The following is a 25,514-nucleotide window of genomic DNA, read 5'->3' as shown; positions in this document are numbered from 1 at the left end:
CTGCTCGCCGCCGGGGCCCCGGGCGGTCCGGGCCGGTGGTTCCCGGCCCGGACCGCCCGGCCGCGCCTACGGCTTCAGCGTCAGCGTCTCCCTGGCCGCCGCGGCGACCGCCTCCTTGCCGAACGGCCAGTCGTACAGCTCGCCCTTCGCCCACGTGTCCGTCTGGTCGGTGTAGTGGTCGTGGAAGGCGTGCCCGGAGGCGCCGGTCAGGTTGACCCAGCGGGACCTGTCCCAGTCGCCGACGTTGACGACCATCCGCATCGACGGCACCCAGACGACCTCGTAGCCGCCGGCCGCGTTCCAGCCGGTGGCGTCGACCGCCGCCTCACCGCCGCCCAGGTTCCAGGGGCCGCGGTTGAGGAGCTTGCGCACGGCGCCGGGCCCGGCGGTGCCGAGGGTCTGGTTCTCCAGCGTCAGCTGGTGCAGCCGGCCCCAGCTCCATGTGGAGACGTCCTTGCCGAGCTTGGCGGTCAGCTCCCAGCGGGCGTCCTTCATGGCCCGGGCCAGGAGCTGGTCACGGGTCTCGGTGGCCGCGTCGGTACGGCTGCCGGGCGTCTTCCACCAGTCGTTCTTCTCCTGCTTCAGGAGCGGGCGGACCACCTCGTACCAGCGGTCGCCGCCGTCCGGCTGCGCCGAGTCCCCGTCGCGCTCGCCGCACTCGCGGACCGGCTCGCGCTGCTCGTCGACCGGGCCGGTGGCGTCGGCCGGGATCACGTTGATGCAGTCGCCCTCGGCACGCACCTCCTTGGGCAGCTTGTTGCCGAAGGCCAGCTTGAGGACGTTGCGCCAGACCGCGTTGAAGTAGGCGGCGGCGGCCGAGTCCGGCTCCTGCGTGTAGTCCCAGCCCTCCAGGAGCTTCTGCGCCTCGCGGACGTACGGGTCGGAGATGTCGATCTTCAGCAGGAGCGGGTTGAGCAGGGCCGCGATCTGGCTGCGGTTGTCGGTCTGCATGGTCCGCATGTCGTCCGGCGAGATCTTGCCGCCGTCCTTGATCTTCGACTCGATGAGGTCGTTGATCCGCTGGCTGCGCGCGCCGTAGCCCCAGTCCTTGGTGAGCAGGTCCGGGTAGGACTTCGGGTCGATCACGGCCTGGTTGGCGGTGACGATGTAGCCGCGGTCCGGGTTGTACTCGTAGGGCAGCTGCTCGAAGGGGATGTAGCCCTTCCACTTGTACTTCGAGTCCCAGCCGGGCGCGGGCAGGGTGCCGTCGCCCTTGGCGCGCTGGGGGATCCGGCCCGGGGCCTGGTAGCCGATGTTGCCCTCGGTGTCGGCGTAGATCAGGTTCTGGGAGGGGACCTCGAAGAACTTGGCGGCGGCCCGGAACTCGGGGAAGTCCTTCGCCCGGTTGAGCGCGAAGATGGCGTCCATGGAGCGGCCGGGCCGCAGCGCGGTCCACTGGAGGGAGACGCCGTAGCCGGTGGCGCGGTCCGGGGCGGAGTTGCCGACGGGGGCGGTCTGGCCGACCTTCTCCAGCTCGGTGGAACGGTCGGAGACGAGCGGTCCGTTGCCGGTGGAGCGGACGGTGATCGTACGGCTGCCGCCGCCCGCGACCTTGATCGTCTCCTCGCGGGTGGCGAAGGGGCGGACCTTGCCGTCGACGAGGTAGCCGTTCGGGCCGATCTTCTCCAGGTAGAGGTCGGTGACGTCGGCGCCGAGGTTGGTCAGGCCCCAGGCGATGGAGTCGTTGTGGCCGATGACCACGCCGGGCATGCCGGAGAAGGTGTAGCCGGCGACGTCGTAGCGGCAGGTGGCCGAGACGGAGCGGCAGTGCAGGCCCATCTGGTACCAGAGGGACGGCAACTGCGGCGCGAGGTGCGGGTCGTTGGCGAGGAGCGGCTTGCCGGAGGTGGTGTAGCGCCCGGCGACGACCCAGGAGTTCGAGCCGATGCCGTTGCCGTTCGGGCCGAGGAGGGCCGGGACGGAGTCGAGGACCTCGGAGAGCGCGCCGAGCTGGGACTGCACGTCGGAACCGGAGCCGGAGCCGGCGCCGGTGTCGGTGCTCGTACCGGAGCCGGTGCCCGTGCCCGTACCGATGCCGCTGTCCGTGCCCGTGCCGGAGTCCTCCGAGCCGCCGTTCTCGCCGGAGCCGGACTTCGGGTCGAAGGCGCCCGTCGACTCGTCGACGGCGCCCCGGTCGACGATCGGCTGGTGCAGGGCGTACGGGTACTCCGGGTACAGCTGCTTGATCTGGGCCGTGGACAGCCGGCTGGTGAGCAGCGAGCGGTCGATCTCGTCCTGCATGTTGCCGCGCAGGTCCCACGCCATGGCCTTGAGCCAGGCCACCGAGTCGACCGGGGTCCACGGCTCGATGGTGTAGTCGTGGGAGAAGGAGAGCGCCGCGTACTCGACGGAGACGTCGGACGGGTCCCGGTCCTTGAGATAGGCGTTGACGCCCTCCGCGTACGCCTGGAGATACTTCTTCGTCTCCGGCGACAGCCGCTTGTCGTACTCCTCCTGCGCGACCTGGCGCCAGCCGAGGGTCCGCAGGAAGGCGTCCGTGTCGACCTGGCTCTCGCCGAACATCTCGGAGAGGCGGCCCGCGGTCATGTGCCGGCGGACGTCCATCTCGTAGAAGCGGTCCTGCGCCTGGACGTAGCCCTGGGCGCGGAAGAGGTCCGCCTCGTTGTCGGCGTAGATCTGCGGGACTCCGTTGGCGTCCCGCTTGACCTCGACCTCGCCGGACAGGGCGTCGAGCCGGATCTCGCCCGTCGTCTGCGGGAACGAGCCCCGGACGGTGCTCACACCCCAGTACCCGCCGGCCCCGACGCCCGCGACCAGCGCGAGGACCAGGACGAGGAGGAGCAGGCGGGCACGCCGCCCTTTCTTCTTGGCGGGGGGCGCGGTCGTGTTGGAGGGCATCGCTGTCCTTCGAGGGGCAGGGTGGTCCTGGAGTACGGGAGCAACCTTAGGCGCAGCACCCGCGCGCCTCGGACGCGGTGTCAGGAAGAGAACCGTACGGATGAGCGAGGGTAGGCAAAGACGGCGTCAAGAAACCGTTAAAGATTAGGTAAGGTAACGAAGTACCGGCCGCTGGAGGAACGATCCGGCTGGCGTGCGAGGGGAAGGAACGGCACTGACTGTCCACCAGCTCAACGAACTCCTGCTCATCTGTTCCCTCGTGCTGCTCATCGCCGTCGCGGCCGTACGGATCTCCTCCCGCAGCGGGCTCCCCAGCCTCCTGCTGTACCTGGGGATCGGCATCGCGATGGGCCAGGACGGCGTCGGCGGTGTCGCCTTCGACAACGCCGAGCTGACGCAGGTCATCGGCTACGCCGCCCTCGTCGTGATCCTCGCCGAGGGCGGCCTCGGCACGAAGTGGAAGGAGATCCGGCCGGCCCTGCCCACCGCGGTCGTCCTCTCCACCCTCGGTGTCGCCGTCAGCGTCGGCATCACCGCCGCGGGCGCCCACTACCTCGTCGGACTGGAGTGGCGGCAGGCCCTCATCATCGGCGCCGTCGTCTCCTCGACCGACGCCGCCGCCGTCTTCTCCGTGCTGCGCAAGGTGCCCCTGCCCTCGCGGGTCACCGGTGTCCTGGAGGCCGAGTCCGGCTTCAACGACGCCCCGGTCGTCATCCTCGTCGTCGCCTTCTCCACCGCGGGACCGGTCGACCACTGGTACGTCCTCGTCGGCACCATCGCCCTCGAACTCGCCATCGGCGTCGCGATCGGCCTCGCGGTCGGCTTCCTCGGCGCCTACGGCCTCCGGCACGTCGCCCTGCCCGCCTCCGGCCTCTACCCGATCGCCGTCATGGCCATCGCCGTCGTCGCCTACGCGGCCGGCGCCCTCGCCCACGGGTCGGGCTTCCTCGCCGTCTACCTCGCCTCGATGGTCCTCGGCAACGCCAAGCTGCCGCACGCCCCCGCCAACCGGGGGTTCGCCGAGGGGCTCGGCTGGATCGCCCAGATCGGCATGTTCGTCCTGCTCGGGCTGCTCGTCACCCCGCACGAGCTGATCAACGACTTCTGGCCGGCCGTCGTCATCGGCCTGGTCCTGACCATGGTCGCCCGGCCCATGGAGGTGCTGGTCAGCCTGCTGCCCTTCCGCATCCCCTGGCAGGAGCAGGCGCTGATGTCCTGGGCCGGCCTGCGCGGCGCGGTGCCGATCATCCTCGCCACCATCCCGATGGTGGCGCAGATCGAGGGCAGCGAGCGGATCTTCAACATCGTCTTCGTCCTCGTCGTCGTCTACACCCTCGTCCAGGGCCCGACGCTGCCGTGGCTCGCCAAGGCCCTCAAGCTCGGCGACAACGCCGGGGCCTCCGACCTGGGCGTCGAGTCCGCCCCGCTGGAGCGACTGCGCGGACACCTGCTCTCCGTCGCGATCCCGGACGGCTCGCGCATGCACGGCGTGGAGGTCGGCGAACTGCGCCTGCCGCCGGGAGCCGCCGTCACCCTCGTCGTACGGGAGGAGGCCAGCTTCGTGCCCGGGCCGACCACCGTCCTGCGGCACGGCGACGAACTCCTCGTGGTCGCCACCGACCCGGTGCGGGACGCGACCGAGCGCCGGCTGCGGGCGGTCGGACAGGGCGGCAAGCTGGCCGGCTGGCTCGGCACGGGCGACGGCAGGACCGAGGTCACGACCACCCCGACCCGCTTCCGCCTGCCGGGCACCCGCCGGCGGAAACCGTCGAAGGCCGGACGCGGAAAGCCGCCGAAGGCGGGGCAGGGAAAACGGAACGCCCGGGGCCCGCGCTCGTCCGGGCCTTCCGGCTCCGCGTGACGTGCGCCACGGCGGGGGTGGCGCACATCCCCGGATTCGGGCACGAAAACCAGGTGTGAAAAGAGGGGCGGGAGCGTTTCCCAGGCCGGAAGACGCACTTTCCCTGTACCATGAAGGCACACCAGATCGAACCAACTCTGCCTGACGCAGAGCTGGCGCGACCGTATGGCGGCCGTGGCGCCCCTCCCCGCAGTGGGGCCGGCCCGGTATCTACCGCAGTTCCGCGCAAGAGGACAGCTCTCGGCGACATCGGCACCACCGTGCCAGGCGCGCTACCAGGCGGCAGAAAGGCAAGGACCGTGGCGTCCACGGTCAACTCCTCCGGGAAGCGGCCCGGCTACGGGCAGCTGCTGCGCACCCCCGGTGCGCTCTCCTTCCTGATCCCCGGCTTCGCCGCCCGGCAGCCGTTCGCGATGCTGACCATCGGCATCGTCCTGCTCGTCCAGCACACCACCGGCTCGTACGGCAGCGCGGGCGCCGTCGCCGCCGCCACCGGCGTCTCCATGGCGCTCTTCGCGCCGCAGAGCGGCAAGCTCGCCGACCGCTTCGGCCAGCGCGCCGTCCTGATCCCGGGCGTCCTCGTCCATACGGCCTCCGTCTCCCTGCTCGTCGCCCTCGCCCTGGGCGGCGCCCCGCTGTGGGTCCTGTTCCTGGCCGCCGTCCCCGCCGGTGCCTCGGTGCCGCAGGTCGGTCCGATGGTCCGGGCGCGCTGGGCGGCCAAGCTCGACGGCACGCCGCTCATGCAGACCTCCGCCGCCTTCGAATCGGTCACGGACGAGTTCACCTTCGTCGTCGGCCCGGTCCTCGCCACCGCCCTGTGCACCGGCGTCCACCCGGCCGCCGGCCTGATCGCCGAGGCCGGCCTCACCCTCGTCGGCGGTCTGTTCTTCGCCGCCCAGCGCGCCACCCAGCCCGCCCACGGGGCGGTCGCCGCGGCCGCGCACGGCGACGAGCCGCACCGCTCGGCCCTGTCCATCCCCGGCGTCCGCGTCCTGATCGTCGCCTTCCTCGGCATCGGCTCGGTCTTCGGCGGCATGCAGGTCTCCCTGACCGCCTTCACCGAGGAGATCGGCAACCCCGGCGTCAACGGCGTGCTGTACGGCGTCTTCGCCGCGGGCAACATGCTCGCCGGCGTCGCCATGGGCGCCATCGCCTGGAAGATCGGCCCCCGCCGCCGCCTGATCCTGGGCTACGCGGGCCTCACGGCCGCCGCCTCCCTGCTGTGGACGGCGCACTCCGTGCTGCTGCTCGGCGCGCTCGGCCTGGTCGTCGGCCTGTGCATCGCCCCGGCCCTGATCACCGGCTACACCATCGTCGAGACGCTGATCCCGGCCTCGGCCCGCACGGAGGCCTTCACCTGGCTCACCGGCGCCGTCGCGCTCGGCCAGGCCGCGGCCGTCACGGTCGCCGGCCGCCTGGCCGACGCCCACGGCGCGAGCACCGGTTTCCTGGTGCCGATGGCGGGCACCGCGCTCGCCCTGGCGACCCTGCTGGCGCTCCGCTCGCGGCTCAAGCCGCGCGAGGCGAGCCGGGTCGCGGCACGTGGTGTCGGTCACCGAGTCCCGGTGACGGTGGACTGAACCGGCGGAATACGTCACTATGGATCGTCGTTAGCACTCGATGAGTGTGAGTGCCAGGAGGAAGACACGTGCCGACCTACCAGTACCAGTGCACCGAGTGCGGCGAGGGCCTCGAGGCGGTGCAGAAGTTCACCGATGACGCGCTGACCGAATGCCCCAGCTGCAAGGGCCGCCTGAAGAAGGTGTTCTCGGCCGTCGGCATCGTCTTCAAGGGTTCCGGCTTCTACCGGAACGACAGCCGCGGCTCCTCGTCCAGCAGCTCGCCCGCCTCGTCCGGCTCGTCGAAGTCCTCCACGGGCTCGGCGTCCTCGACCCCGTCGGCCTCGTCCTCCTCGGACGCCAAGCCGGCCGCGTCGACGTCGTCGTCCGGCGCGAGCAGCTCCACCTCGGCCGCCTGAGCCGATCCCCGTCCTGCCGAGGGCCCCGTCGCGACCGTGCGGCGGGGCCCTCGGCGTTCCGCCCCTTCACCCCTGCGGGTGAAGGGGTTTTCCACAGGCGCGGGCCGGTCCACAGGCCGGAGCGGGGGCCGGGCGCGGCGAGGAGAGTGAGGGCGACGACGGGCCGCCCGTGCGGGCGGTGCGTCGGTACGTCCCGACTCCTCCGACCGAACAGGCGGTGTGCCCCGTGGTGTCCGTACGCGCAGGGGAGCCCGAGCTCCTCACCCCCGGCCTTCCCGGTTCCCCTCCCTCGCCCTCCCCTTTCTCGCTGTCGTCGCTCTCCTCTTCCTCGCTGTCCCCCTCGCTCTCCTCTTCCTCGCTGTCCTCCCCGCTCGCCTCCTCCGTCTTCGGCGTCCCGTCGTCGTCCGTTCCGCCGCCGTGCGCGGTGCCGGCCTTCGCGCCGTTGCGGGTACGGGGCGGGAGGCGGGGCCGGCCGGGGCTCGGGCGGGGTGGCGCGGGCAGGGCGGGGCCGCGCCGGGGGCGGGTGCTTCCGGCGGCGCTCCTGGCGCTCGCGGCCGCCTCCCTCGCCGTCGCGGGCGGGAGCCTCCCTCCCCCGCCCGGGCCCGAGCCCGCGACGGCCGCCGTGCCCACGGCCCGGGCGTCCGGGGCCGCGCGGCCGGTGTCCGCGCCGGTACGGATCGCGGACGCCGCGACGGTACGGCTGCTGCGGCCCGGCGACCGGGTCGACGTGATCGCCGCGCCGCCGACGGGCCTCGGCGGGGGCGGCGCGGCGCGGGTGGTGGCGCGGGGCGCCCGGGTGGCGGCCGTACCGCCCGGCGACGCGACCCGGCCGGACGCGGGGGCACTGGTCGTCCTGTCCGTGCCGCGGTCGACGGCGGCGGCGCTGGCCGGTGCCGGCGTCACGTCCTCGTTGGCGGTGGTTCTGTGCTGACGCCCGTCGCCCCGCCGTCGATTCACCTTCACGGGTGTACGGATTGGACGTTTCTGCGGCCCAGGCGGCCTAATGACTGCGCACACAGCAGTACTCGCGACGAAAGGCACCTTGGTGGCCGAGAAGAAGGAAAGCGTGATGGCGGGCTTCAAGGCCTTCCTGATGCGCGGCAACGTGATCGATCTCGCGGTGGCGGTCGTCATCGGTGCCGCGTTCACCAACATCGTGAACTCGGTGGTCAAGGGCGTCATCAACCCGCTCGTGGGGGCCTTCGGCACGAAGGACCTGGAGAGCTACCAGTCCTGTCTGAAGGGGCCCTGCCGGATCGACGACGCGGGGAACGTGGTCTCCGGCATCCCGATCATGTGGGGCACGGTGCTCAGCGCCGTCCTCAGCTTCCTGATCACGGCGGCCGTCGTCTACTTCCTGATGGTCCTGCCGATGGCGAAGGTCCTCGCCAGGCGCGCCGCGCACGACAAGGCGAAGGAGGGCGTCCAGGAGACCCTGGAGGTCAGCGAGCTGGAGGTCCTGAAGGAGATCCGCGACCACCTCGTGGCCCAGCGCGGTCCCGTCCCGGGGACGGGCTCGGGCCCGGGCACCGGCTCCGCCGGGGGTTCGGGGGCGCACCCCACCTCCTGACCCGCGCGGCGCGCGGATCTCAGAGGTGGTGCGGCGGCTTCTCGTCGAGGAAGCGCGCGAGGTCGGCGGCGCTGTCGCCGCCGGCGGGAGGCCGCTCGCCCCACCCGCGGTCCGTGTCGTCCGCGGACTGCTGGTCCAGCGGATCGTCGAAGACGAGTGCCGGCTTCGGAGTGTTCTCGGAGTGTTCGCCGGACTGCTTCGCGTCTCGCGGGCCGTGGGCGGGGGCGGTGCTCATGTCTTCAGGGTACGCCGGGGGTCCCGCCCCGCACCCGCCCGGCCGGTGCGGTCCGGGTCAGCGATCGTCCGGGTCGAGCGCCCACAGTCCGAGCACCACCAGGAACGACAGGACGAGGAAGCCGGCGCCCCACCAGGCGGTGCCGGTGTCACCGGCCATCCACTCGTCCACCACCACCGTCAGACCCCAGAGCTGCCCGGCGACCACGGTGAGCGCCAGTGCCAGACGGGCCGACAGTTTCGAGGAGCGCTCCGGCTCCTGTTCCGTGCCGGCGCCCGGGCCGGGCCCGGTGTGCCGGGTCCGGGGGTCGCCGTAGCCGCTGGTCGGCCGGAGCTGCGGATAGCGTTCGCGGACGGGCCGGTTGAGGCGCGGCTCGGCGCTGCCGGGGGTGTAGGCGGGCGGGCGCGGGGCCCGCGGATCGCGGGGGAAGCGCGGTGCGGTCACGGGCGGTCGCTCCCCTCGGCCGGGGCGGCGTTCCGGCAGAGGGCCGCGTCGCCGCCCTGCTGCCGGCAGAGGGCCTCGCGGGCGTCCTCGCCGGAGCGGGCCGTGCCGACGGCCCAGACGCTGCCGTCCTCCCGCTCCTGGAGCAGCACCTTCGGCAGGGCGCGGGGCGGCGGGCCCGCGGTGACGGCTCCGGTGCGGGCGTCGAAGACACCTTCGTGGCAGGGGCAGTACAACTCGCCCTCGGCGCCCCGGTCCCTGCGCCACAGGACCGCGCAGGCGAGGTGGGTGCAGACGGCGGAGTAGCCGGCGAGGGTGCCGTCGTCCATGCGGACGGCGATCGCCCGGTCCTCGGCGCCGGGGTAGCGGAAGGCGAGCGACTCCCCCGGCTCGATCCGGTCGGCGATCCTCCTCGGCTCGGGCGGTCCCCCGGCGTCGCCGTGCCGGTGGAGGACGCCGGAGGCGACGGCGACCCCGCCGACGGCCAGACCGCCGGAGACGGTGGCGACGATCCGCAGGTAGTCGCGGCGGGTGGTGAGGGAGTCGGCGGCGATCCGGTCGTGCAGCGCCTCCTGCGCGGCGTCGGCGGATCCCGGGGCCGGCGGCTGCGGGTCGGTCACGCTCACCGGACGTCCTTTCCGTTGATCTCCACGACCGGCAGGCCGCCGGGGACGGGCCACTCGACCTTGTCGGCCGGGACGACCATGGCGACGCCGGTGGTGACGGTGGTCGAGCCGAAGGTGAAGGAGTCGGCGACCTGGACGCCGGGGCGTTCGGTGCGCAGTTCGTCGAGGGTGCCGTAGAAGAGGGCACCGGTGGGGCAGACGGTGGCGCACATCGGGGCGAGTCCGTAGGAGGTGCGGTCGTAGCAGAGGTTGCACTTCATCTGGAGCTTGGCGCCCAGGTCGATCTTCGGTACGCCGAAGGGGCAGGCGTTGACGCAGTTGGCGCAGCCGATGCAGCGGGTGGTGTCGGCCTGCTGCACCACTCCGTCGGCGGTGACCAGGATGGCGTCGGCGGGGCAGACCTCGGCGCAGGGGGCGACCGGGTCCTCGCAGTGCATGCAGACGGTGGGGAGGGAGGCGACGGAGCGGCCCTCGTCGGGGTAGTCCAGGTGGATCATCGACTTCCCCCGGTGGGAGTCGCATTCCCGGCAGGCGGAGACACAGGCCTGGCAGCCGATGCAGCGGCCCGGGTCGATGAAGAGGGTGCGGCCCATCATCGGCGGCTCAGCTCCTCTCGGCGGTGCCCCGGCCCTGCGGGGCCGTGGGCGGCAGGGGGTCGGTGCGGGAGACCTGGGTCTCCGGGTCGGCGGTGCGCCCGGGGGCGGTGGGGGGCGGGGGGACCTGGTCGAGGCGTTCGGCCGGTTCGACGCGGGCGGCGCACACCTTGTACTCGGGAATCTTGGAGCGCGGGTCGAGGGCGTCGATGGTCAGGGTGTTGGCGGCGGTGGGGACGGGCCAGTGGTAGGGGACGAAGACCGTGTCCGGGCGGATGGCCTCGGTGACCAGGGCGGGGAAGACGGCGCTGCCGCGGCGGGTGACGACGCGGACGGGGTCGCCGTTGCCGAAGCCGTGGGAGGGGTGGACCTCGACCCACGGGCGGGGGGTCTGTTCGACGAGGGCGCCCAGACGGCGGGTCTGGTTGCCGGAGAGGAAGTGGGCGACGGTGCGGCCGGTGGTCAGCGAGAGCGGGAACTCCTCGCTGTACGGGTCCATGGGCGGGTGCCATTCGACGACCTGGAGGTGGATCTTGCCGTCGGGGTGATAGGTCCTGCCGTCCTCGAAGAGGCGGGGGGTGCCCGGGTGGTCGGTGGAGGGACAGGGCCAGGCGATGCCGCCGGTCTCCTCCAGACGCTCGTAGGTGATGCCGTAGTAGTCGTTGACGGTGCCGGCGGAGGCGACGCGGAGTTCCTCGAAGACCGAGCGGGAGTCGGGGAAGTCGAACTTGTCCCCGGCGCCGAGGCGGCGGGCGAGTTCGCGGATGACCCAGGTGTCGGTGCGGACGCCCGCCGGGGGCTCCTGGGCCTTGTTGTGCTTGACGACCCGGGCCTCGGCGTTGGCCATGACGCCCTCGTCCTCGGCCCAGACGGTGACGGGGAGGACGACGTGGGCGTTGGCGGCGGTCTCGGAGAGGAAGAAGTCGAGCTGGGCGTGGAACTCGAGGGTGTCGTAGCCCTCCTTGACGGTGGCGTGGTGGGGGAGGGAGACGAAGGGGTTGTTGCAGATGCCGATGAGGCCGCGGATCTCCTGGCGCCGCATCTGCCAGACCATTTCCATCATGGAGGTTCCGGCGGGCGGGAGTTCGGTCTCGTCGATGCCCCAGATCTCGCAGATCTGGCGGCGGTGTTCGGGGTCGGAGATGGAGCGTCCGCCGGGCAGGAGGTCGGACTTCTGGCCGTGCTCCCGGCCGCCCTGGCCGTTGCCCTGGCCGGTGATGGTGCCGTAGCCGGCGCCGGGCCGGCCGATGTTGCCGGTGGCGACGCAGAGGTTGATGACCGAGAGGCAGTTCTCGACGCCCTGGGAGTGGTGCTCGATGCCCCGGGCGTGCCAGGCCATGGCCTTCTCCGCGCCGGCGAAGACGCGGGCCACCTGGACGATCTGTTCCTCCGGGACGCCGCAGATCCGCGCGGCGCGGGACGGCGGGTACTGGGCGACGGTGACCCTGACCTCGTCCCAGCCGGTGGTGTGGGCGGCGAGGTAGGCCTCGTCGGTGAGGCCCTCGGCGACGACGACGTGCAGGACGGCGTTGAAGAAGGCGGAGTCGGTCCCCGGTCTGAGGGCGACGTGGATGTCGGCGGTGCGCGCGACGGCCGTCTCGCGCGGGTCGACGACGATGAGGGTGGCACCCCGGTCGCGGGCTCCCCACACGTACTGCGTCATGACGGGGAAGCACTCGCCGACGTTGGAGCCGGCGATGAGGAGGCAGTCGGTGAGGAGGATGTCGGAGAAGGGGTTGCCGGCCCGGTCGATGCCGAAGGCGAGCTTGTTGGCACCGGCGGCGGAGACCATGCACAGACGCCCGTTGTAGTCGACGTGCCGGGTCTTCAGCGCGACCCGGGCGAACTTGCCGACGAGATAGGTCTTCTCCGAGTACAGGCTCGCCCCGCCGAGGACGCCGAAGGCGTCGTTGCCGTACTCCCCCTGGACGCGGCGGATCTCGGCGGCGGTGTGGTCGAGGGCCTCCTCCCAGGAGACCTCGCGGAACTCCTCGTCGCGGTGGCGGCGGAGCAGCGGGCGGGTGAGCCGGTCGGGGTGGTTGACCTGCTGGTAGGCGTTGATGCCCTTGGGGCAGAGCCGCATGCGGTTGATGTCGTGGTTGCGGGGTTCGACGCCGAAGACCTTGCCGGCGTGGTCGACCCGCAGGTACATGCCGCACTGGACCCCGCAGAAGCAGCAGTGGGTGGGGACGAGGGTCTCGCCGCGCTGGTCGGCGTGCCACCGGTCGGCGGGCAGCGCTCCGGCGTCCCGGAAGGCGCGGGCGCCGGGCGGGGCGACGGAGGGGTCGAGCGGCAGCGCCCGTGCGGGCGGGCTCGCGGGGTCGGTCGCGCTCACTGGAAGCCCTTCTTGACGTGCGTGAGGTAGGCCTGGCCGCGCAGGACGCGCTTGCAGCGGGGGCAGTACTCGGCCCAGGCGTCGAAGTCGAGCGAGAGGTCCCGCATGGTGCCGCGCAGGTTCTCCACGTACGGGGCGGTGTCGATCGGCTCCCGGCAGCGCCGGCAGGCGAGCAGGTCGGTGTCCGTGCGGCGGGAGGTGTACTTGAACAGCTGCATGCCGACGGCGGCGGGCCGCTGCACGATGTGGAAGAACTTCCCGAAGGGGATGTAGACGAGGGTGAAGACCACCGCGACCATGTGGAGGATCGCCAGGAACGCGTAGCCGCCGCCGTGCAGGAAGATCGAGGAGAAGGTCAGCAGGAGCCCGGTCACCGAGACCACGATCAGCGCGATGAGCGGCACGAGGTCGTAGGCGAAGCGCTGCCCGGTGGTGGCGCCCCGGTCCCGCATCCGGCGCCACAGGAAGTACGAGGCCCCGGCGATGACGAGGACGGCGGCGACGTCGAGGCCGTGGAACATGAGCCAGCCGACGGGGCTGAGCGCGTCGAATCCGAGGATCTTGAAGCCCCAGATCCGCATCTCGTACCCGGGGCCCGCGCCGGTGCCGGAGGTGAAGGTGAACCAGCCCCAGGTGAGGGGGAAGGTGATCGCGGCGGCCAGCAGACAGCCCCAGAAGAGGAGCTGGTGCGCGGCCCAGCGGGCGCGGGAGCGGGCCCCGAGGAACTTCTGGAGGCCGAGGTAGGTGGCGATCATCCTCGGCAGGGCGGTGGGGGCGCGGCGGGCGTTCGCGACGGAGAAGAAGGAGCGCCATCCCTGGCGGAAGAGACGGCGGGCGGCGGGCGCGGACACCCACACGGTGTAGCGGTGGGCGACGCCGAAGGCGAGGAAGACGGTGGCGACGGCGTAGGGCAGGAGGGCCGAGTCGAAGTCCCGGAGGAACCGGCTGCCGAGGACGATCGCGAGGACGAGGAGGACGGACACGGTGGTGCCCGCGAGCAGGGCCCGGCGGCGCACGGCCCCGGGCGCCCGGCCCCCGGGCCGCTCCGGCGTGCCCGCCCCGGCCGCCACGGTGGCCCCCTCCGCCCCGGTGGGCTCGTCGCCGGGGGCGGAGGCGGTGGGCGCGGTGGTCTGCGGTGGCTCACTCACCCGGCCACGATAAGACCGAATTTACCTGTTGGCCCTGTTTTGCGATCAAAGGGCGGAGATGTTCCCCGTCCGGCGCGGGACGGCCGACGGGGCGGGCCCGTGGGCGGGCGTCCCGGCCCCGGGGTGCGCGTGGCTCGAGGGGGCGGGCAGGGATGGTCTGCTGTCCTGGGGGGATGACACGGACCTTGCTGCCGCTCACCGCGCGCTCCCCCGAGGAGTCCCACCGGGCCGCCACTCCCCTGGAACTCTTCTTCGACCTGTGCTTCGTCGTCGCCGTCGCCCAGGCGGGCGCGGAACTGGTGCACGCCATCGCCGGGGGCCACGCCGGGGAGGGGCTCGTCACCTACGCGATGATCTTTTTCGCTCTGTGGTGGGCCTGGATGAACTTCTCGTGGTTCGCCTCGGCGTACGACAACGACGACGTGGCGTACCGGGTCGTCACCCTCGTCCAGATCGCCGGCGTCCTCGTCCTCGCCGCCGGTGTGTCGCGGGCATTCGAGGGCCACGACTTCCTCGTCGTCTACCTCGGCTACGTCGTGATGCGCGTGGCCCTCGCCACCCAGTGGACGCGCGCCGCCCGGCACGCCGCCTCCGCCGCCGAGCGGACGATGTGCCTGCGGTACGCGGGCGGTGTGCTCGCCTGTCAGGCCGGCTGGCTGGGCCTGCTGTTCGCCCCCGGCCCGGTCCGCCCGTGGGTCTTCCTCGTCATGGCCCTGGCCGAACTCTCCGTCCCCGTCTTCGCGGAGCGGGCCGCCCCCAGCAGCTGGCACCCGCACCACATCGCCGAGCGGTTCGGACTCTTCACCCTCATCGTGCTGGGTGAGACCGTCGCCGCCGCGACCGTCGGAGTGAAGTCCGGCATCGCCGAACACGACGCCCTCGGCGAGCTGCTGCCGATCGCCGCCGGCGGTCTGCTCCTCGTCTTCGCCGCCTGGTGGATCTACTTCGTGGTACCCGCCCACGACCGGCTGACCTCCGCCCGCAACGGCTTCGTCTGGGGCTACGGCCACTACCTGATCCTCGCCTCGGCCGCCGCCATCGGCGCGGGCATCGAGATCGCCGTCGAGCAGGCCGTGGGCAAGGCGCACCTCTCCACCCTCGCCGCCTCGGCCGCCGTGACGATCCCGTCGGCCCTGTTCCTGCTGTCGGTGTGGTTGCTCCACGCCCGCTACTTCAAGGTGGGCACGGCGCAGCAGCTCGTCCTGCCGGTCGCGGCCCTGGCGATCCTGCTGTGCTCCTTCGCCGGCCGCTGGGCGGTACTCGCGGCCGGGATCGTCGCGGCGCTGACCGTCGCGACCGGCGTGACCCTGACCGCCCGCGGCCCGGTGTCCCGGACGGGCCCGCACACCCCCGACACCCGTGATAGTCAGGGGACATGACACCTCAGCGGGACGCGATCACCGACGTGGCCGGGGTGCGCGTGGGGCACGCGCGCGTGTCCGGGCCCGGGGCGCTCTCCGGCACCACGGTCGTCCTCGCCCCGCAGGGCGGGGCGGTGGCCGCCGTGGACGTGCGGGGCGGCGGGCCGGGCACCCGCGAGACGGACGCGCTCGACCCGCGCAACGTGGTGGGCCGCGTCGACGCGGTCGTCCTGACCGGCGGCAGCGCCTACGGCCTGGAGTCGGCCGCCGGGGTGATGGCCTGGCTGGAGGAGCGGCACCGGGGCGTCCGGGTGGGCCCCGACCCGGCGCACGTGGTGCCGGTCGTGCCGGCCGCCTGCGTCTTCGACCTGGGCCGGGGCGGCGACTTCCGGGCCCGGCCCGACGCCGCGACCGGCCGGGCGGCGGTGGAGGCGGCCTGGGCGAGCGGCGACCACGCGCCGGTGGAGACGGGCGCGGCCGGCGCGGGCACCGGGGCCGTGGTCGGCGGGCTGCGCGGCGGGACCGGAACGGCGAGCACGGTCCTGGAGTCCGGGATCACCGTCGGCGCGCTGGTCGTCGTGAACGCGGTGGGCGAGGCGGTCGACCCGGCGACGGGTGTGCTGTTCGGGCGGTACGGGGCGGGCGGCCGGCCCGCCTGGCCGCCCCGGGACGTCCACGAGGCGGCACGGCGACGGCTCGCCCGGGCCCGGGCCGCCTCCGCCCCTCCCCCGCTGAACACCACGCTCGCCGTGGTCGCCACGGACGCGGCCCTGACCCGCCCGCAGGCGCAGAAGGTCGCGGGCACGGCGCACGACGGCATCGCGCGCGCCGTGCGGCCGGTGCACCTGATGAACGACGGGGACACGGTCTTCACCCTCGCGACCGGCGCGCGGGAACTGCCGTCCGACGAGGGCCCCCTGGCTCTCAACGCGATCCTGACGGCGGCGGCCGACACGGTGACCCGGGCGATCGTCCGGGCGGTCCTCGCCGCCCCCGCGGGCCGGCGCGGCCCGGGCGGCGACTTCCCCTCGTACCGCGAGCTGTACGGGCCGCACGGCGGTGACGACGGCTGATCCGGAGGGCCGGGGCGGGCCCGTACCGCCCGCCGCCGTACCGGAGTTGACGCCGGACCTGCGGGAACTCCGGGCGCCGGTTCCTCGTTTTCCGGAACCCGGTCACGATGTCGGACCCAGGGACTACGTTTAGCAAGCATCAAGTGACATGCGGCGACGGCCTGGAGACACCCTTGAACGATCCGCGGGATCCTTCCGATCCGTACGAGACGACCGAGACGCACCTTGAGCGGCTCCTCGGCAGGGCGCTCAACTCCTTCGATCTGCCCGACTCCGTGGTGGAGCGCCTGCAGACGGCGCTGGCCCACTCCAGCGCGCTGCACTCCTCGCACCACAGTGCCTCGCTGCACCGCGCCACCCACCGCCACACCTATCTGCTCGCCGACGGCAGCGCCCTCACCCTGTGGGAGCTCGTGCACAACGCGGGCCGGGACGGCGCCGACCAGCACGAGCTGTACACCGAGGAGTCGGACGTCCGGCTCGCCGCCTCCCGCCTGCCGTCCGGACCCCTGCCGGGCTGGACGGCGGAGCGGGCCGACGGCCGAGGAGGCGAGGAGGACGACGACCTGGAGCTGATGGCCGCGCTCCTGGCCCGTCCGATACCGGCGCAGCCCCGGATGTACGTGCCGGACAACTCCGCCGACCACGCGCGCCGCGTCCTGCGCCGCGCGGAGAACGCGGACCGGCCCGGCGAGCGGACGGCCCGCCGGCTGCGCCTCGCCTTCGCCCACCACATCACCCAGGCCTTCGGCCGCCTCTGCCCGGTGGAGGGAGGCCGGGACGCCGGCTTCACCCTGTACGAGCACCAGTTCCTGCTGCTCGACGGCAGCGAGGTCAGCCTGTGGGAGGTCGAGCACACCGCCACCCCGGACGGCCGGCACATGTGCGAGGTGTACGAGACGGAGAGCGCGGCCCGCGAGGCCATGGAGTCCCGCGCCCGGGTCCGCTGATCCCGCCCGGTCCGGGCAGGGTCCGGGCACGGGCGGGGCCCTGGTCCCGGGAGTTCTCCCGGGACCAGGGCCCCTCGTCGTACGGCCGTCCCTCAGGAGGCGAGGGCCGGGGCCTTCTCCACCACGGCGCCGGTCCCGTCCGTATCCGTCCCGTCCGCGCCGCCCTCCAGGTGCTGCTTCGGCTTCGCCGGCAGGGCGAACATCACCAGGAAGATCGCGGCGAGGACGCCGACGACCCAGCCGAGCGAGTTCTGGAAGGCGTCGGTGAAGGCCGCGCCCACCTCGGCCGGGGCCTGGGCGAGGCGCTCGTCGTCGATGGAGCCGTAGAAGACCACGGCCACCAGGCCGAGGCCGAGCGCGTTGCCCATCTGCCCGGTCGTGTTGATCAGCCCCGAGGCGGAGCCCGCGTGCTCCTTGGGGACCTCCGACAGCACCGCGTCCGTCAGCGGCGCCACGATCAGGCCCATGCCGGCGCCCATGACGACCAGCGGCGGCACCATCTGCCAGGGCTCGATGCCCGTCCCGTACCGGCCCGCCTCGAAGAGGTACAGGAGCACGCCCGCGATCATCGTCAGGGCACCCGCCTGGAGCACCTTGCGGCCGAAGCGCGGCACCAGCTTCTGCACGGACATGCCGGCGGCCACGGAGACCGCGATCGAGAACGGCACCCCGGTCAGCCCCGCCTTCAGCGGGGTCCAGCCGAGACCGATCTGCATGTAGAGCGTCCAGACCAGGAAGAAGATGCCGAGCACGACGCCGAAGGTCAGCTGGACGGCGATGCCCGCCGCGAAGCTCTTGACCCGGAACAGCGACAGCTCGACCAGCGGCGAACCGTCCTTGCGCGTCTTGTACTTCTCGTACGCGACGAGGGCGCCGAAGACGACGAGGCTGCCGGCCATCATCAGGTGGCCCCACAGCGGCCAGCCCAGCTCACGGCCGCGCGTCAGCGGGTAGATCAGCAGGATCAGGGCCGCCGTCACCAGCAGCACGCCCACCAGGTCGAGACGGAGCGCCTTCGGCGCCTTCGACTCGGTGATGAACTTGCGGCCGAGGAACAGCGCGGCCACGCCCACCGGCAGGTTGATGAGGAAGATCGGGCGCCACTCCAGGCCCGCGATGTTCCACTGGGTGAGCAGCGCGCCGAGCAGCGGACCGGAGACCGCGCCGAGCCCGATGATCGCGCCGAAGAGTCCGAACACCTTGCCGCGCTCGTGGGCCGGGAAGGTCACGTGGACGATCGACAGGACCTGCGGCACCATCATGGCCGCCGCGGCGCCCTGCAGGAGGCGCGAGCCGACCAGCATCTCGGGCGAGGCGGCGAAGCCGCAGAGCGCCGAGGCGAGCGTGAAGCCGGCGGTGCCGAGGAGGAAGAGGCGCTTGCGTCCGTAGATGTCACCGAGGCGGCCACCGGTGATCAGTCCGGCCGCGAACGCCAGCGCGTACCCGGCGGTGATCCACTGGATCGCCCCGAACGAGGCGCCGAGGTCCCGCTCGATGCTCGGGATCGCGATGTTGACGATCGTGGCGTCGACCAGGTCCATGAAGGCGGCGGTCATGACGATGGCGAGCGCGATCCAGCGCCTCTTGTCCGCCGCCGCTGCGGCGTCGTGTCCGTGTGAACTCATACCGAGAAGATAGAAGTCATATAGGTCGGATGATGTCCTAGTTCGGCCTCATGCTGGAGAGCATGACGACGGACACCCCGGCACGACTCCTGAACCTGCTCTCGCTCCTCCAGACCCCGCGCGAGTGGCCCGGAAGCGAGCTCGCCGAACGGCTCGCGGTCTCCCCGCGCACGATCCGCCGCGACATCGACCGGCTCCGCGACCTCGGTTATCCGGTCGAGGCGACCCTCGGCGCCACCGGCGGCTACCGGCTCGTCGCCGGGGCGGCGATGCCGCCGCTGCTCCTCGACGACGAGGAGGCCGTCGCCATCGCCGTCGGCCTGCGCGCCGGGGCCGGGCACGCCATCGAGGGCGTCGAGGAGGCCTCCGTACGGGCCCTGGCCAAGCTGGAGCAGGTGCTGCCCGCCCGGCTCCGGCACCGGGTCTCCACGCTGCAGAACGCCACGATCCCCCTCACCCGGGGCGACGGCGCCACCGTCGCCCCGTCCACCCTGACCGCCCTGGCGGGCGCCGTCACCGCCCGGGAGCGGCTGCGCTTCGGCTACCGGGCGGGGGACGGCGCCGAGACGAAGCGGCTGGTCGAGCCGGACCGGCTGGTGTCGACCGGGCACCGCTGGTACCTCGTGGCGTACGACCTGGGGCGCGAGGACTGGCGCACCTTCCGGGTGGACCGGGTGAGCGACCCCTTCGCCACCGGGGCGCGCTTCACACCGCGCGAGCTGCCGGCGAGCGACGCGGCCGAGCTGCTGTCCCGCTCGATGTCGCGCGCCCAGCGGGAACTGGACCTGGACATCACCTTCGCGGCGCCGGCCGCCTTCGTGACGGCCCGGCTGCCCTCGCACCTCGTCCCGGAGGCGACCGGTGAGCACAGCTGCCGGCTGCGCACCCGCTCGGCGGACTCGGTGGAGTGGGTGGCGCTGCGCCTGGCGCTGGTCGACGCCCCCTTCACGGTCCACGGGCCCGCGCCGCTGCGGGCGCATGTGGAGGACCTGGCCGCCCGTCTGACGGCGGCGGTCGGGGCGGGCGGCACACGGGCCGGCTGACGGGCCCCGGCGCCACCGGGCGGCCCGCACCGGGTACGCGGAGGGCCCGGGGACGGTGTCCCCGGGCCCTTTCCGGTGGCGCGCACGGCCCGCGGGCGGTGTCCCCTGGCGGCGTGCGGTCAGGCGACCGCGTCGAAGCCGGTGTCGCGGGCCATCTTCTTCAGTTCCAGCAGGGCGTGCTTCTCGATCTGGCGGATCCGCTCCCGCGTCAGGCCGTGCTCCTTGCCGACCTCCGTCAGGGTCCGCTCGCGGCCGTCCTCGATGCCGTACCGCATGCGGATGATCGACGCCGTACGGTGATCCAGCTTGTCGATCAGGTCGTCCAGCTCCTCGCTGCGCAGCAGCGTCAGCACGGACTGCTCCGGGGAGACGGCCGACGTGTCCTCCAGGAGGTCGCCGAACTGCGTCTCGCCCTCGTCGTCCACCGACATGTTCAGCGAGACCGGGTCGCGCGCCCAGTCCAGGACGTCGACGACCCGCTCCGGTGTGGTGCCCAGCTCGGCCGCCACCTCGGCGGGCTCGGGCTCCCGCCCGTTCTCCCGGTTGAACTCGCGCTGGACGCGCCGGATCCGGCCGAGCTCCTCCACCAGGTGGACGGGGAGGCGGATGGTGCGCGACTGGTCGGCGATGGAGCGGGTGATGGCCTGGCGGATCCACCACGTCGCGTACGTGGAGAACTTGAAGCCCTTCGCGTAGTCGAACTTCTCGACCGCGCGGACCAGGCCCGCGTTCCCCTCCTGGATGAGGTCGAGCAGCGGCAGGCCGCTGCGCGGGTAGCGCCGGGCGACGGCGACGACGAGCCGCAGATTCGACTTGATGAAGAGGTCCTTGGCACGCTCGCCCTCGGCCACCAGCGCCTCGAGCTCCTCGCGGGTCGCCCCGCCCGCTTCGCTCTCCACCTCACCGTCGAGTATCTGCTGGGCGTAGACGCCCGCCTCGATGGTCTGCGAGAGCTCGACCTCCTTGGCGGCGTCGAGCAGGGGCGTGCGCGCGATCTCGTCGAGGTACATGCCGACCAGGTCGCGGTCGGCGATCTCCCCGCCCACGGCGCGAACGCTGCTTGCCCGGCCGCCCCCGCTCGCGGCGGAGGACTGACGACGGGCGACGGCACGGGTTGCCATGCGTGCTCCCTTGCTGAGTAGGTCGCGACACCCTTGCGGGTGCCCTGCATCCGACGGAAACAACGACTGGAATCAGGACAGAATTCCCACCGGGCACCTGAATTTTCGCGATCATGCAGTATCCTGCGCGCCGCCGCGCCGGGCGGCCCTGCGACACCGCGCCCGCCGGGAGAGCGGATACGCAGGTCGGAGCCGTACGGGGGCCGGGCGCGGCGCCGATCCCGGAAACCCCGACCGCGCCGTCGGTGAGACCGTGATCACACGCGGTGCACCCGGAGAGACGCCGGCCGGTGCCCGGAGGTTGCCCCCTTCCCTTCTCCCGGCAGGGTGTCCTCTCCGTCTCCCAGAGGTTGCTCCCTCCGTCTCACCTGCCGCGCGGCGCCTAATCACCCGGCCCCGTCCGGGCCGGGAGTCCCGCCGCCCGGGGTACGGCCGGGGCGGGCCGCGCCCCCGGTGGTCCTCCGTCTCCCCGTCCCCCGTCTCGGCCCAGGAGCCTAGGTCCCGCGCCCGTTCCGCGACCCGGGGGCGGCGGCCTACCGTCCGTGCCATGAGCGACGACCTTTCCGGCACCCTCGACGAGGCGCTCGAACGCCTCCACACCACCGGCCCCGAGCACGGCGGCTGGCTGTCGAACCACGCCCCGATGGCGGTCGAGGCCCTCGTCCGCCACGGCCAGGCCCCGGCCGTGCACCGCTGGCTCGACACCTACGGCCCGAAGCTGGAGGAGCTGCCCTCCCCGCACACCCCGGTGACCTCGGCGACCTGGCGCGAGGCGCTCGGTGACCCGGCCCGGATCACCGACTGGACCCGGTTCTTCGCGCGGGAGCTGGCCGAGCACCCCTGGCGGGAGGTGCTCGCCATCTGGTGGCCCCGGCTGCTGCCGGGCATCGCGGGCGGGGCGACCCACCCCGTGATCCGTACCGGGCACGCCGTACGGACCCTGCTCACCTCCCCGGAGGAGACGGCGCCGCGCCGCGCCGAGCTGGCGCACGCCCTCGGCTACTGGGCGGCCCGCCACCAGCCCCTGCCGCCGGTCGCGCCGCTGCCCGCCGCGCCGGACGCGGCGGCCGCGCTCGACTCCGTACCGCCCGTGCCCGAACAGGAGGGCGGGATCCGGGACCGTCTCGCCCAACTGACGGCCCTTCCCGCCTGGGGAGCCGGAGCGCCACCGGACCCGGAGACGGCGCGGGCGCGGCTCACCGAGCTCGTGACGGCCGCGACGCACCGGTACGCGTCCCACGGCCACGGCGAGCCGATCATGCTGGTGCACGCGGCGACCGCGCCGAACGCCGTCCTGCGGACCCTGCCCGCCCTGCCGCGCGAGCTGTGGGCGCCGAGCGTGGCGGCCGCGTGGGCGGCCTCGGCCGCGGTGACGGCGGCCTACACGCCCCGGGAGGCCGCGCCGTACACGGCGACCGCCCTCACGGCCGAGGAGGTCTTCGCGCGGGCGGCGGCGCACGGCGACGACCACACGATCAAGTTCGCGGACACGGCGCTCGACGTCGGCGACCCCGTCGCCCTGGCCGCCGCCGTCCGCGCGGTCGAACTGAACCCGCCCGTCTTCTAGAGCCCGGCCCGCTCGGCCGCACCGCCGAGGCCTCGGGCCCGGGCGGTTCAGCCGAACTGCACGGACCGCTTGGCGAGGCCCATCCAGAAGCCGTCGACGACCGACCGACCGCGGTCCAGGTCGCCGGCGGCGTCCGCCGCGCCCATGGCGACGAACAGCGGCGCGAAGTGCTCGGTGCGCGGGTGCGCGAGGCGCCCGGCCGGGGACTTGTGCGTGAAGTCGAGGAGGGCGTCGACGTCCTGGGCGGCGAGCGCCTCGCGCCCCCAGGCGTCGAACTCGGCGGACCAGCCCGGCACCCCGCCGCCCGGGTGGCGGAGGGCGGCGAGGTTGTGGGTGAAGAAGCCGCTGCCGACGATCAGGACGCCCTCGTCCCGCAGCGGTGCCAGGGCGCGGCCGATGTCCATCAGGCGGCGGGGGTCGAGGGTGGGCAGGGAGATCTGGAGGACGGGGACGTCGGCGCGGGGGTACATCTCGACGAGCGGGACGTACGCGCCGTGGTCGAGTCCCCGGTCGGGGATGTCCTGGACGGGTGTGCCGGGGGCGCGCAGCAGTGTGCGGACGGCGGCGGCGAGGCCGGGCGCGCCGGGGGCCGCGTACCGGACGCGGTAGTAGTGCTCGGGGAAGCCCCAGAAGTCGTACACGAGCGGCACGGTCTCGGTGGCGCCGAGCGCGAGCGGGGCCTCCTCCCAGTGGGCGGAGACCATGAGGATCGCGGTGGGGCGGGGCAGCGCGGCCGACCAGGCGGCCAGCTCGCCGGGCCAGACGGGGTCGTCGGCGAGCGGCGGCGCGCCGTGGGAGAGGTAGAGCGCGGGCATCCGGTCCGGGGTGGTGCCGGTGGTGCCGCTGTCGGGGGTGGTGTCCATGGCGACGACCTCCGCCTTCCGTCGTGATCCTCGGTCACGTCCTCGGCCGACTGGATCTTTGAAAGTTCAAGCTCCTACTCCATGCAGAATAAAACTACATAGTTCAACTTTCAAGGACGAGTCGTACGATGGTGCCCATGGGAGACACGACCGCACCGCGCTGGCTCAGCGACGACGAACAGCGCACCTGGCGCGCCTACCTCCACGCCACCACGCTCCTGGAGGACCACCTCGACCGCCAGTTGCAGCGGGACGCGGGGATGCCCCACATCTACTACGGCCTGCTCGTCCAGCTCTCCCAGGCCCCGCGCCGCCGCCTGCGGATGACCGAACTGGCCCGGAGCGCCAAGATCACCCGCTCCCGCCTCTCCCACGCCGTCGCCCGCCTGGAGAAGAACGGCTGGGTACGGCGCGAGGACTGCCCCTCCGACAAGCGGGGTCAGTACGCCCTGCTGACCGAGGAGGGGATGGAGGTCCTGCGCCGGACCGCGCCCGGCCATGTCGCGGCCGTCCGGCAGGCCCTGTTCGACCGGCTCTCCCCCGAGCAGGTGGCCCAGCTCGGCGAGATCATGCGCGTGATGGCCGAGGGGCTCCAGCCCTCGGACCCGGACGCGGACCTGCCCTGGCTCCGCTGAGCGCACGCGCGGAACCAGGGCAGGCGAACGGGGACGTGACCGGCCGGCCGGTCACGTCCCCGCGGGGTCAGTGGGCGATGACGGGGATCTTGACCTCGTCCTGCGCGCCGGCGTCCGCGCCGGTCCCGGCGACGGTGCCCGTCCCCGGCTTGCCGGCGTTGATGAGGGCGAAGGCGATGCCCGCCGAGACGACCAGGATGCCCACGGCCCACCAGATGGCGGCCGTGTAGCCCTCGACCATGCCCTGAAGCTGCACCAGCTTCCGCGCGGCCGGCGTGGTCGCGCCCGCCGCGTGGTCCGTCAGGTACGCGGTCGTCGCGGAGGCGGCGATCGTGTTCAGCAGCGCCGTACCGATGGCACCGCCGACCTGCTGCGAGGTGTTCACCATCGCGGAGGCCACACCGGCGTCCTTCGGGTCCACGCCGAGCGTCGCCAGCGACATGGCCGGCATGAACGCCGTGCCCATGCCGAGGCCGAGCAGCAGCTGCGCCGGCAGGATCAGCCCGGCGTACGAGGTGTCCACCTCCAGCTGCGTGAGCAGCAGCATGCCGGCGCCGGCGGTCAGGAAGCCGGGCGCCATCAGCAGGCGCGCCGGGACCCGGGTCATCAGGCGCGTACCGATCTGTGTCGAGCCCACGATCATGCCCGCGATCATCGGCAGGAAGGCGAAGCCGGTCATGACGGGCGAGTAGCCCTTCACGACCTGGAGGTAGTACGTCAGGAAGAGGAAGAGGCCGAACATCGCGATGACGGCCAGGCCCAGGGAGAGGTAGATGCCGCCGCGGTTGCGGTCGGTCAGGACCCGCAGCGGCAGCAGCGGGTGCTTGACGAAGGCCTCGGTGCCCACGAAGGCGGCGAGCAGCACCGCCGAGCCGACGAACAGGCCGATCGTGCCGGTGTCGCCCCAGCCCTCGGTCTCGGCCCGCGTGAACCCGTACACGAGCGCGACCAGGCCCAGGGTGGAGAGGAACACGCCGGGGATGTCGAGCGGGGAGCGGTTGCGGCCGCCCGCGGGCTCACGGATCACGAAGTAGGCGCCGAGGGCGGCCACGACGGCGAACGGAATGTTGACGTAGAAGGTCCAGCGCCAGTCGAGGTACTCGGTGAGGAAGCCGCCGAGGATCAGGCCGACGGCGCCGCCGCCGCCCGCGATCGCGCCGTAGATGCCGAAGGCCTTCGCGCGCTCCTTGGCGTCGGTGAAGGTCACGGCGAGCAGCGAGAGGGCGGCGGGCGCGAGGAGCGCGCCGAACACGCCCTGGAGCGCGCGGGCGCCCAGCATCATCCCCTCGCCGGTGGCCGCGCCGCCGAGCGCGGACGCGGCGGCGAAGCCGACGAGACCGACCACGAAGGTCCGCTTGCGGCCCCAGAGGTCGGCGATACGGCCGCCGAAGAGGAGCAGTCCGCCGAAGGCGAGGGCGTAGGCGGTGATGACCCACTGCCGGTTGGCGTCGGAGATGCCGAGGTCCTGCTGGGCGGAGGGCAGGGCGATGTTCACGATCGTCGCGTCGAGGACGACCATCAGCTGGGCGAGCGCGATGAAGACGAGTGCCTTCCAGCGGGCCGGGTCGGCCCCTGTCACGGCGGTGTCGGGCGTTTTGGGCATGGGAGTGGCCACCTCTTGGCGCGAAAT

Annotated in this window: 22 protein-coding genes; 11 read left to right on the top strand and 11 right to left on the bottom strand. The window is 73.0% G+C overall.

Translation table 11 applies throughout. From position 1 onward, the window contains the following. Positions 1–66: 66 nt before the first annotated feature. Entirely contained in the window at positions 67–2,859 is a 2,793-nt protein-coding gene (locus tag ACFY60_RS25400) for a penicillin acylase family protein (protein ID WP_388616522.1), read from the bottom strand. Between the two features lie 259 nt (positions 2,860–3,118). On the opposite strand from ACFY60_RS25400, the gene ACFY60_RS25395 reads away from it, so the two are divergent. From ACFY60_RS25395 to mscL, 5 genes are all read left to right on the top strand, one after another. Continuing rightward, positions 3,119–4,720 carry a potassium/proton antiporter gene (locus tag ACFY60_RS25395; protein ID WP_388616815.1) on the top strand — a complete coding sequence of 534 codons (1,602 nt, stop codon included), beginning with the start codon at positions 3,119–3,121 and terminating at the stop codon, positions 4,718–4,720. 299 nt (positions 4,721–5,019) lie between these two features. Then, the gene (locus ACFY60_RS25390; protein ID WP_388616523.1) at positions 5,020–6,300 is read left to right on the top strand and encodes an MFS transporter; all 1,281 of its coding nucleotides are present in this window, start codon (positions 5,020–5,022) and stop codon (positions 6,298–6,300) included. A gap of 68 nt (positions 6,301–6,368) precedes the next feature. Further along, complete coding sequence (locus tag ACFY60_RS25385; protein WP_388616526.1) at positions 6,369–6,698, top strand: FmdB family zinc ribbon protein; 330 nt, start codon at positions 6,369–6,371, stop codon at positions 6,696–6,698. A gap of 229 nt (positions 6,699–6,927) precedes the next feature. After that, on the top strand, positions 6,928–7,629 hold the full coding sequence (locus ACFY60_RS25380) for a hypothetical protein (protein WP_388616528.1): 702 nt from the start codon (positions 6,928–6,930) through the stop codon (positions 7,627–7,629). Positions 7,630–7,743: 114 nt separating this feature from the next. Beyond that, a complete protein-coding gene (gene mscL / locus ACFY60_RS25375; protein WP_388616531.1) occupies positions 7,744–8,268 on the top strand; it encodes a large conductance mechanosensitive channel protein MscL in 525 nt (174 codons plus the stop codon). Between the two features lie 19 nt (positions 8,269–8,287). On the opposite strand, the gene ACFY60_RS25370 is transcribed toward mscL, so the two are convergent. Genes ACFY60_RS25370 through ACFY60_RS25345 form a run of 6 tightly spaced genes read right to left on the bottom strand, consistent with a single transcriptional unit; the run spans position 8,288 to position 13,568 of the window. Further along, positions 8,288–8,503 (bottom strand): hypothetical protein, encoded by a 216-nt coding sequence (locus tag ACFY60_RS25370; protein WP_309050238.1) that lies wholly within the window; start codon positions 8,501–8,503, stop codon positions 8,288–8,290. Between the two features lie 57 nt (positions 8,504–8,560). Further along, on the bottom strand, positions 8,561–8,947 hold the full coding sequence (locus tag ACFY60_RS25365) for a hypothetical protein (RefSeq protein ID WP_309050239.1): 387 nt from the start codon (positions 8,945–8,947) through the stop codon (positions 8,561–8,563). Beyond that, positions 8,944–9,570: a ubiquinol-cytochrome c reductase iron-sulfur subunit gene (locus tag ACFY60_RS25360; protein WP_388616535.1), complete on the bottom strand. Its 627-nt coding sequence runs from the start codon at positions 9,568–9,570 to the stop codon at positions 8,944–8,946. The genes ACFY60_RS25365 and ACFY60_RS25360 overlap by 4 nt, the downstream gene beginning before the upstream one ends. Then, positions 9,567–10,166 (bottom strand): 4Fe-4S dicluster domain-containing protein, encoded by a 600-nt coding sequence (locus tag ACFY60_RS25355; RefSeq protein WP_388616538.1) that lies wholly within the window; start codon positions 10,164–10,166, stop codon positions 9,567–9,569. The genes ACFY60_RS25360 and ACFY60_RS25355 overlap by 4 nt, the downstream gene beginning before the upstream one ends. A 7-nt stretch (positions 10,167–10,173) precedes the next feature. Continuing rightward, entirely contained in the window at positions 10,174–12,498 is a 2,325-nt protein-coding gene (locus tag ACFY60_RS25350; protein WP_388616540.1) for a molybdopterin oxidoreductase family protein, read from the bottom strand. Then, positions 12,495–13,568, bottom strand: coding sequence for an MFS transporter (locus ACFY60_RS25345; protein WP_388616817.1), 1,074 nt, complete (start codon positions 13,566–13,568; stop codon positions 12,495–12,497). Before ACFY60_RS25345 ends, ACFY60_RS25350 begins: the two co-directional genes overlap by 4 nt. 251 nt (positions 13,569–13,819) lie before the next feature. On the opposite strand from ACFY60_RS25345, the gene ACFY60_RS25340 reads away from it, so the two are divergent. From ACFY60_RS25340 to ACFY60_RS25330, 3 genes are all read left to right on the top strand, one after another. Beyond that, positions 13,820–15,025, top strand: a complete 1,206-nt coding sequence (locus tag ACFY60_RS25340; RefSeq protein WP_388616543.1) for a low temperature requirement protein A — start codon at positions 13,820–13,822, stop codon at positions 15,023–15,025. Next, positions 15,022–16,080 (top strand): P1 family peptidase, encoded by a 1,059-nt coding sequence (locus tag ACFY60_RS25335; RefSeq protein ID WP_388616546.1) that lies wholly within the window; start codon positions 15,022–15,024, stop codon positions 16,078–16,080. The genes ACFY60_RS25340 and ACFY60_RS25335 overlap by 4 nt, the downstream gene beginning before the upstream one ends. 107 nt (positions 16,081–16,187) lie before the next feature. Continuing rightward, complete coding sequence (locus tag ACFY60_RS25330) at positions 16,188–17,030, top strand: DUF6227 family protein (protein ID WP_388616548.1); 843 nt, start codon at positions 16,188–16,190, stop codon at positions 17,028–17,030. A gap of 92 nt (positions 17,031–17,122) precedes the next feature. Here ACFY60_RS25330 and ACFY60_RS25325 read toward each other — a convergent pair whose 3' ends face one another. Next, the gene (locus tag ACFY60_RS25325; protein ID WP_388616550.1) at positions 17,123–18,655 is read right to left on the bottom strand and encodes an MFS transporter; all 1,533 of its coding nucleotides are present in this window, start codon (positions 18,653–18,655) and stop codon (positions 17,123–17,125) included. Between the two features lie 62 nt (positions 18,656–18,717). Between ACFY60_RS25325 and ACFY60_RS25320 the strand changes: the two genes are divergently transcribed. Then, positions 18,718–19,698, top strand: a complete 981-nt coding sequence (locus tag ACFY60_RS25320) for a helix-turn-helix transcriptional regulator (RefSeq protein WP_388616552.1) — start codon at positions 18,718–18,720, stop codon at positions 19,696–19,698. Between the two features lie 119 nt (positions 19,699–19,817). On the opposite strand, the gene ACFY60_RS25315 is transcribed toward ACFY60_RS25320, so the two are convergent. Next, on the bottom strand, positions 19,818–20,819 hold the full coding sequence (locus tag ACFY60_RS25315; protein WP_388616555.1) for an RNA polymerase sigma factor RpoD/SigA: 1,002 nt from the start codon (positions 20,817–20,819) through the stop codon (positions 19,818–19,820). Between the two features lie 547 nt (positions 20,820–21,366). On the opposite strand from ACFY60_RS25315, the gene ACFY60_RS25310 reads away from it, so the two are divergent. Continuing rightward, positions 21,367–22,386 carry a questin oxidase family protein gene (locus tag ACFY60_RS25310; protein ID WP_388616558.1) on the top strand — a complete coding sequence of 340 codons (1,020 nt, stop codon included), beginning with the start codon at positions 21,367–21,369 and terminating at the stop codon, positions 22,384–22,386. 47 nt (positions 22,387–22,433) lie between these two features. Here the strand turns inward: ACFY60_RS25310 and ACFY60_RS25305 are convergent, their stop codons facing one another. Further along, positions 22,434–23,249: a dioxygenase gene (locus tag ACFY60_RS25305; protein WP_388616561.1), complete on the bottom strand. Its 816-nt coding sequence runs from the start codon at positions 23,247–23,249 to the stop codon at positions 22,434–22,436. Positions 23,250–23,377: 128 nt separating this feature from the next. On the opposite strand from ACFY60_RS25305, the gene ACFY60_RS25300 reads away from it, so the two are divergent. After that, on the top strand, positions 23,378–23,884 hold the full coding sequence (locus ACFY60_RS25300) for a MarR family winged helix-turn-helix transcriptional regulator (RefSeq protein WP_388616564.1): 507 nt from the start codon (positions 23,378–23,380) through the stop codon (positions 23,882–23,884). A 67-nt stretch (positions 23,885–23,951) separates the two neighbouring features. On the opposite strand, the gene ACFY60_RS25295 is transcribed toward ACFY60_RS25300, so the two are convergent. Then, positions 23,952–25,487, bottom strand: a complete 1,536-nt coding sequence (locus tag ACFY60_RS25295; RefSeq protein ID WP_388616567.1) for an MFS transporter — start codon at positions 25,485–25,487, stop codon at positions 23,952–23,954. Positions 25,488–25,514 lie beyond the last annotated feature (27 nt).

It is taken from the genome of Streptomyces sp. NPDC012827 (genome assembly GCF_042900905.1).
In the GTDB taxonomy this organism is placed as follows: domain Bacteria; phylum Actinomycetota; class Actinomycetes; order Streptomycetales; family Streptomycetaceae; genus Streptomyces; species Streptomyces gulbargensis.
Note: the sequence above shows the minus strand (reverse complement) of the source record. Positions and strands in the feature narration are given on the sequence as shown.

Excerpts from the sequence above, each read along its gene's own strand:
- ACFY60_RS25400 (WP_388616522.1), bottom strand. The coding sequence starts at position 2,859 with ATGCCCTCCAACACGACCGCGCCCCCCGCCAAGAAGAAAGGGCGGCGT.
- ACFY60_RS25370 (WP_309050238.1), bottom strand. The coding sequence starts at position 8,503 with ATGAGCACCGCCCCCGCCCACGGCCCGCGAGACGCGAAGCAGTCCGGC.
- ACFY60_RS25355 (WP_388616538.1), bottom strand. The coding sequence starts at position 10,166 with ATGATGGGCCGCACCCTCTTCATCGACCCGGGCCGCTGCATCGGCTGC.
- ACFY60_RS25340 (WP_388616543.1), top strand. The coding sequence starts at position 13,820 with ATGACACGGACCTTGCTGCCGCTCACCGCGCGCTCCCCCGAGGAGTCC.
- ACFY60_RS25335 (WP_388616546.1), top strand. The coding sequence starts at position 15,022 with ATGACACCTCAGCGGGACGCGATCACCGACGTGGCCGGGGTGCGCGTG.
- ACFY60_RS25330 (WP_388616548.1), top strand. The coding sequence starts at position 16,188 with ATGTCGGACCCAGGGACTACGTTTAGCAAGCATCAAGTGACATGCGGC.
- ACFY60_RS25325 (WP_388616550.1), bottom strand. The coding sequence starts at position 18,655 with ATGAGTTCACACGGACACGACGCCGCAGCGGCGGCGGACAAGAGGCGC.
- ACFY60_RS25320 (WP_388616552.1), top strand. The coding sequence starts at position 18,718 with ATGACGACGGACACCCCGGCACGACTCCTGAACCTGCTCTCGCTCCTC.
- ACFY60_RS25315 (WP_388616555.1), bottom strand. The coding sequence starts at position 20,819 with ATGGCAACCCGTGCCGTCGCCCGTCGTCAGTCCTCCGCCGCGAGCGGG.
- ACFY60_RS25310 (WP_388616558.1), top strand. The coding sequence starts at position 21,367 with ATGAGCGACGACCTTTCCGGCACCCTCGACGAGGCGCTCGAACGCCTC.
- ACFY60_RS25305 (WP_388616561.1), bottom strand. The coding sequence starts at position 23,249 with ATGGACACCACCCCCGACAGCGGCACCACCGGCACCACCCCGGACCGG.
- ACFY60_RS25300 (WP_388616564.1), top strand. The coding sequence starts at position 23,378 with ATGGTGCCCATGGGAGACACGACCGCACCGCGCTGGCTCAGCGACGAC.
- ACFY60_RS25295 (WP_388616567.1), bottom strand. The coding sequence starts at position 25,487 with ATGCCCAAAACGCCCGACACCGCCGTGACAGGGGCCGACCCGGCCCGC.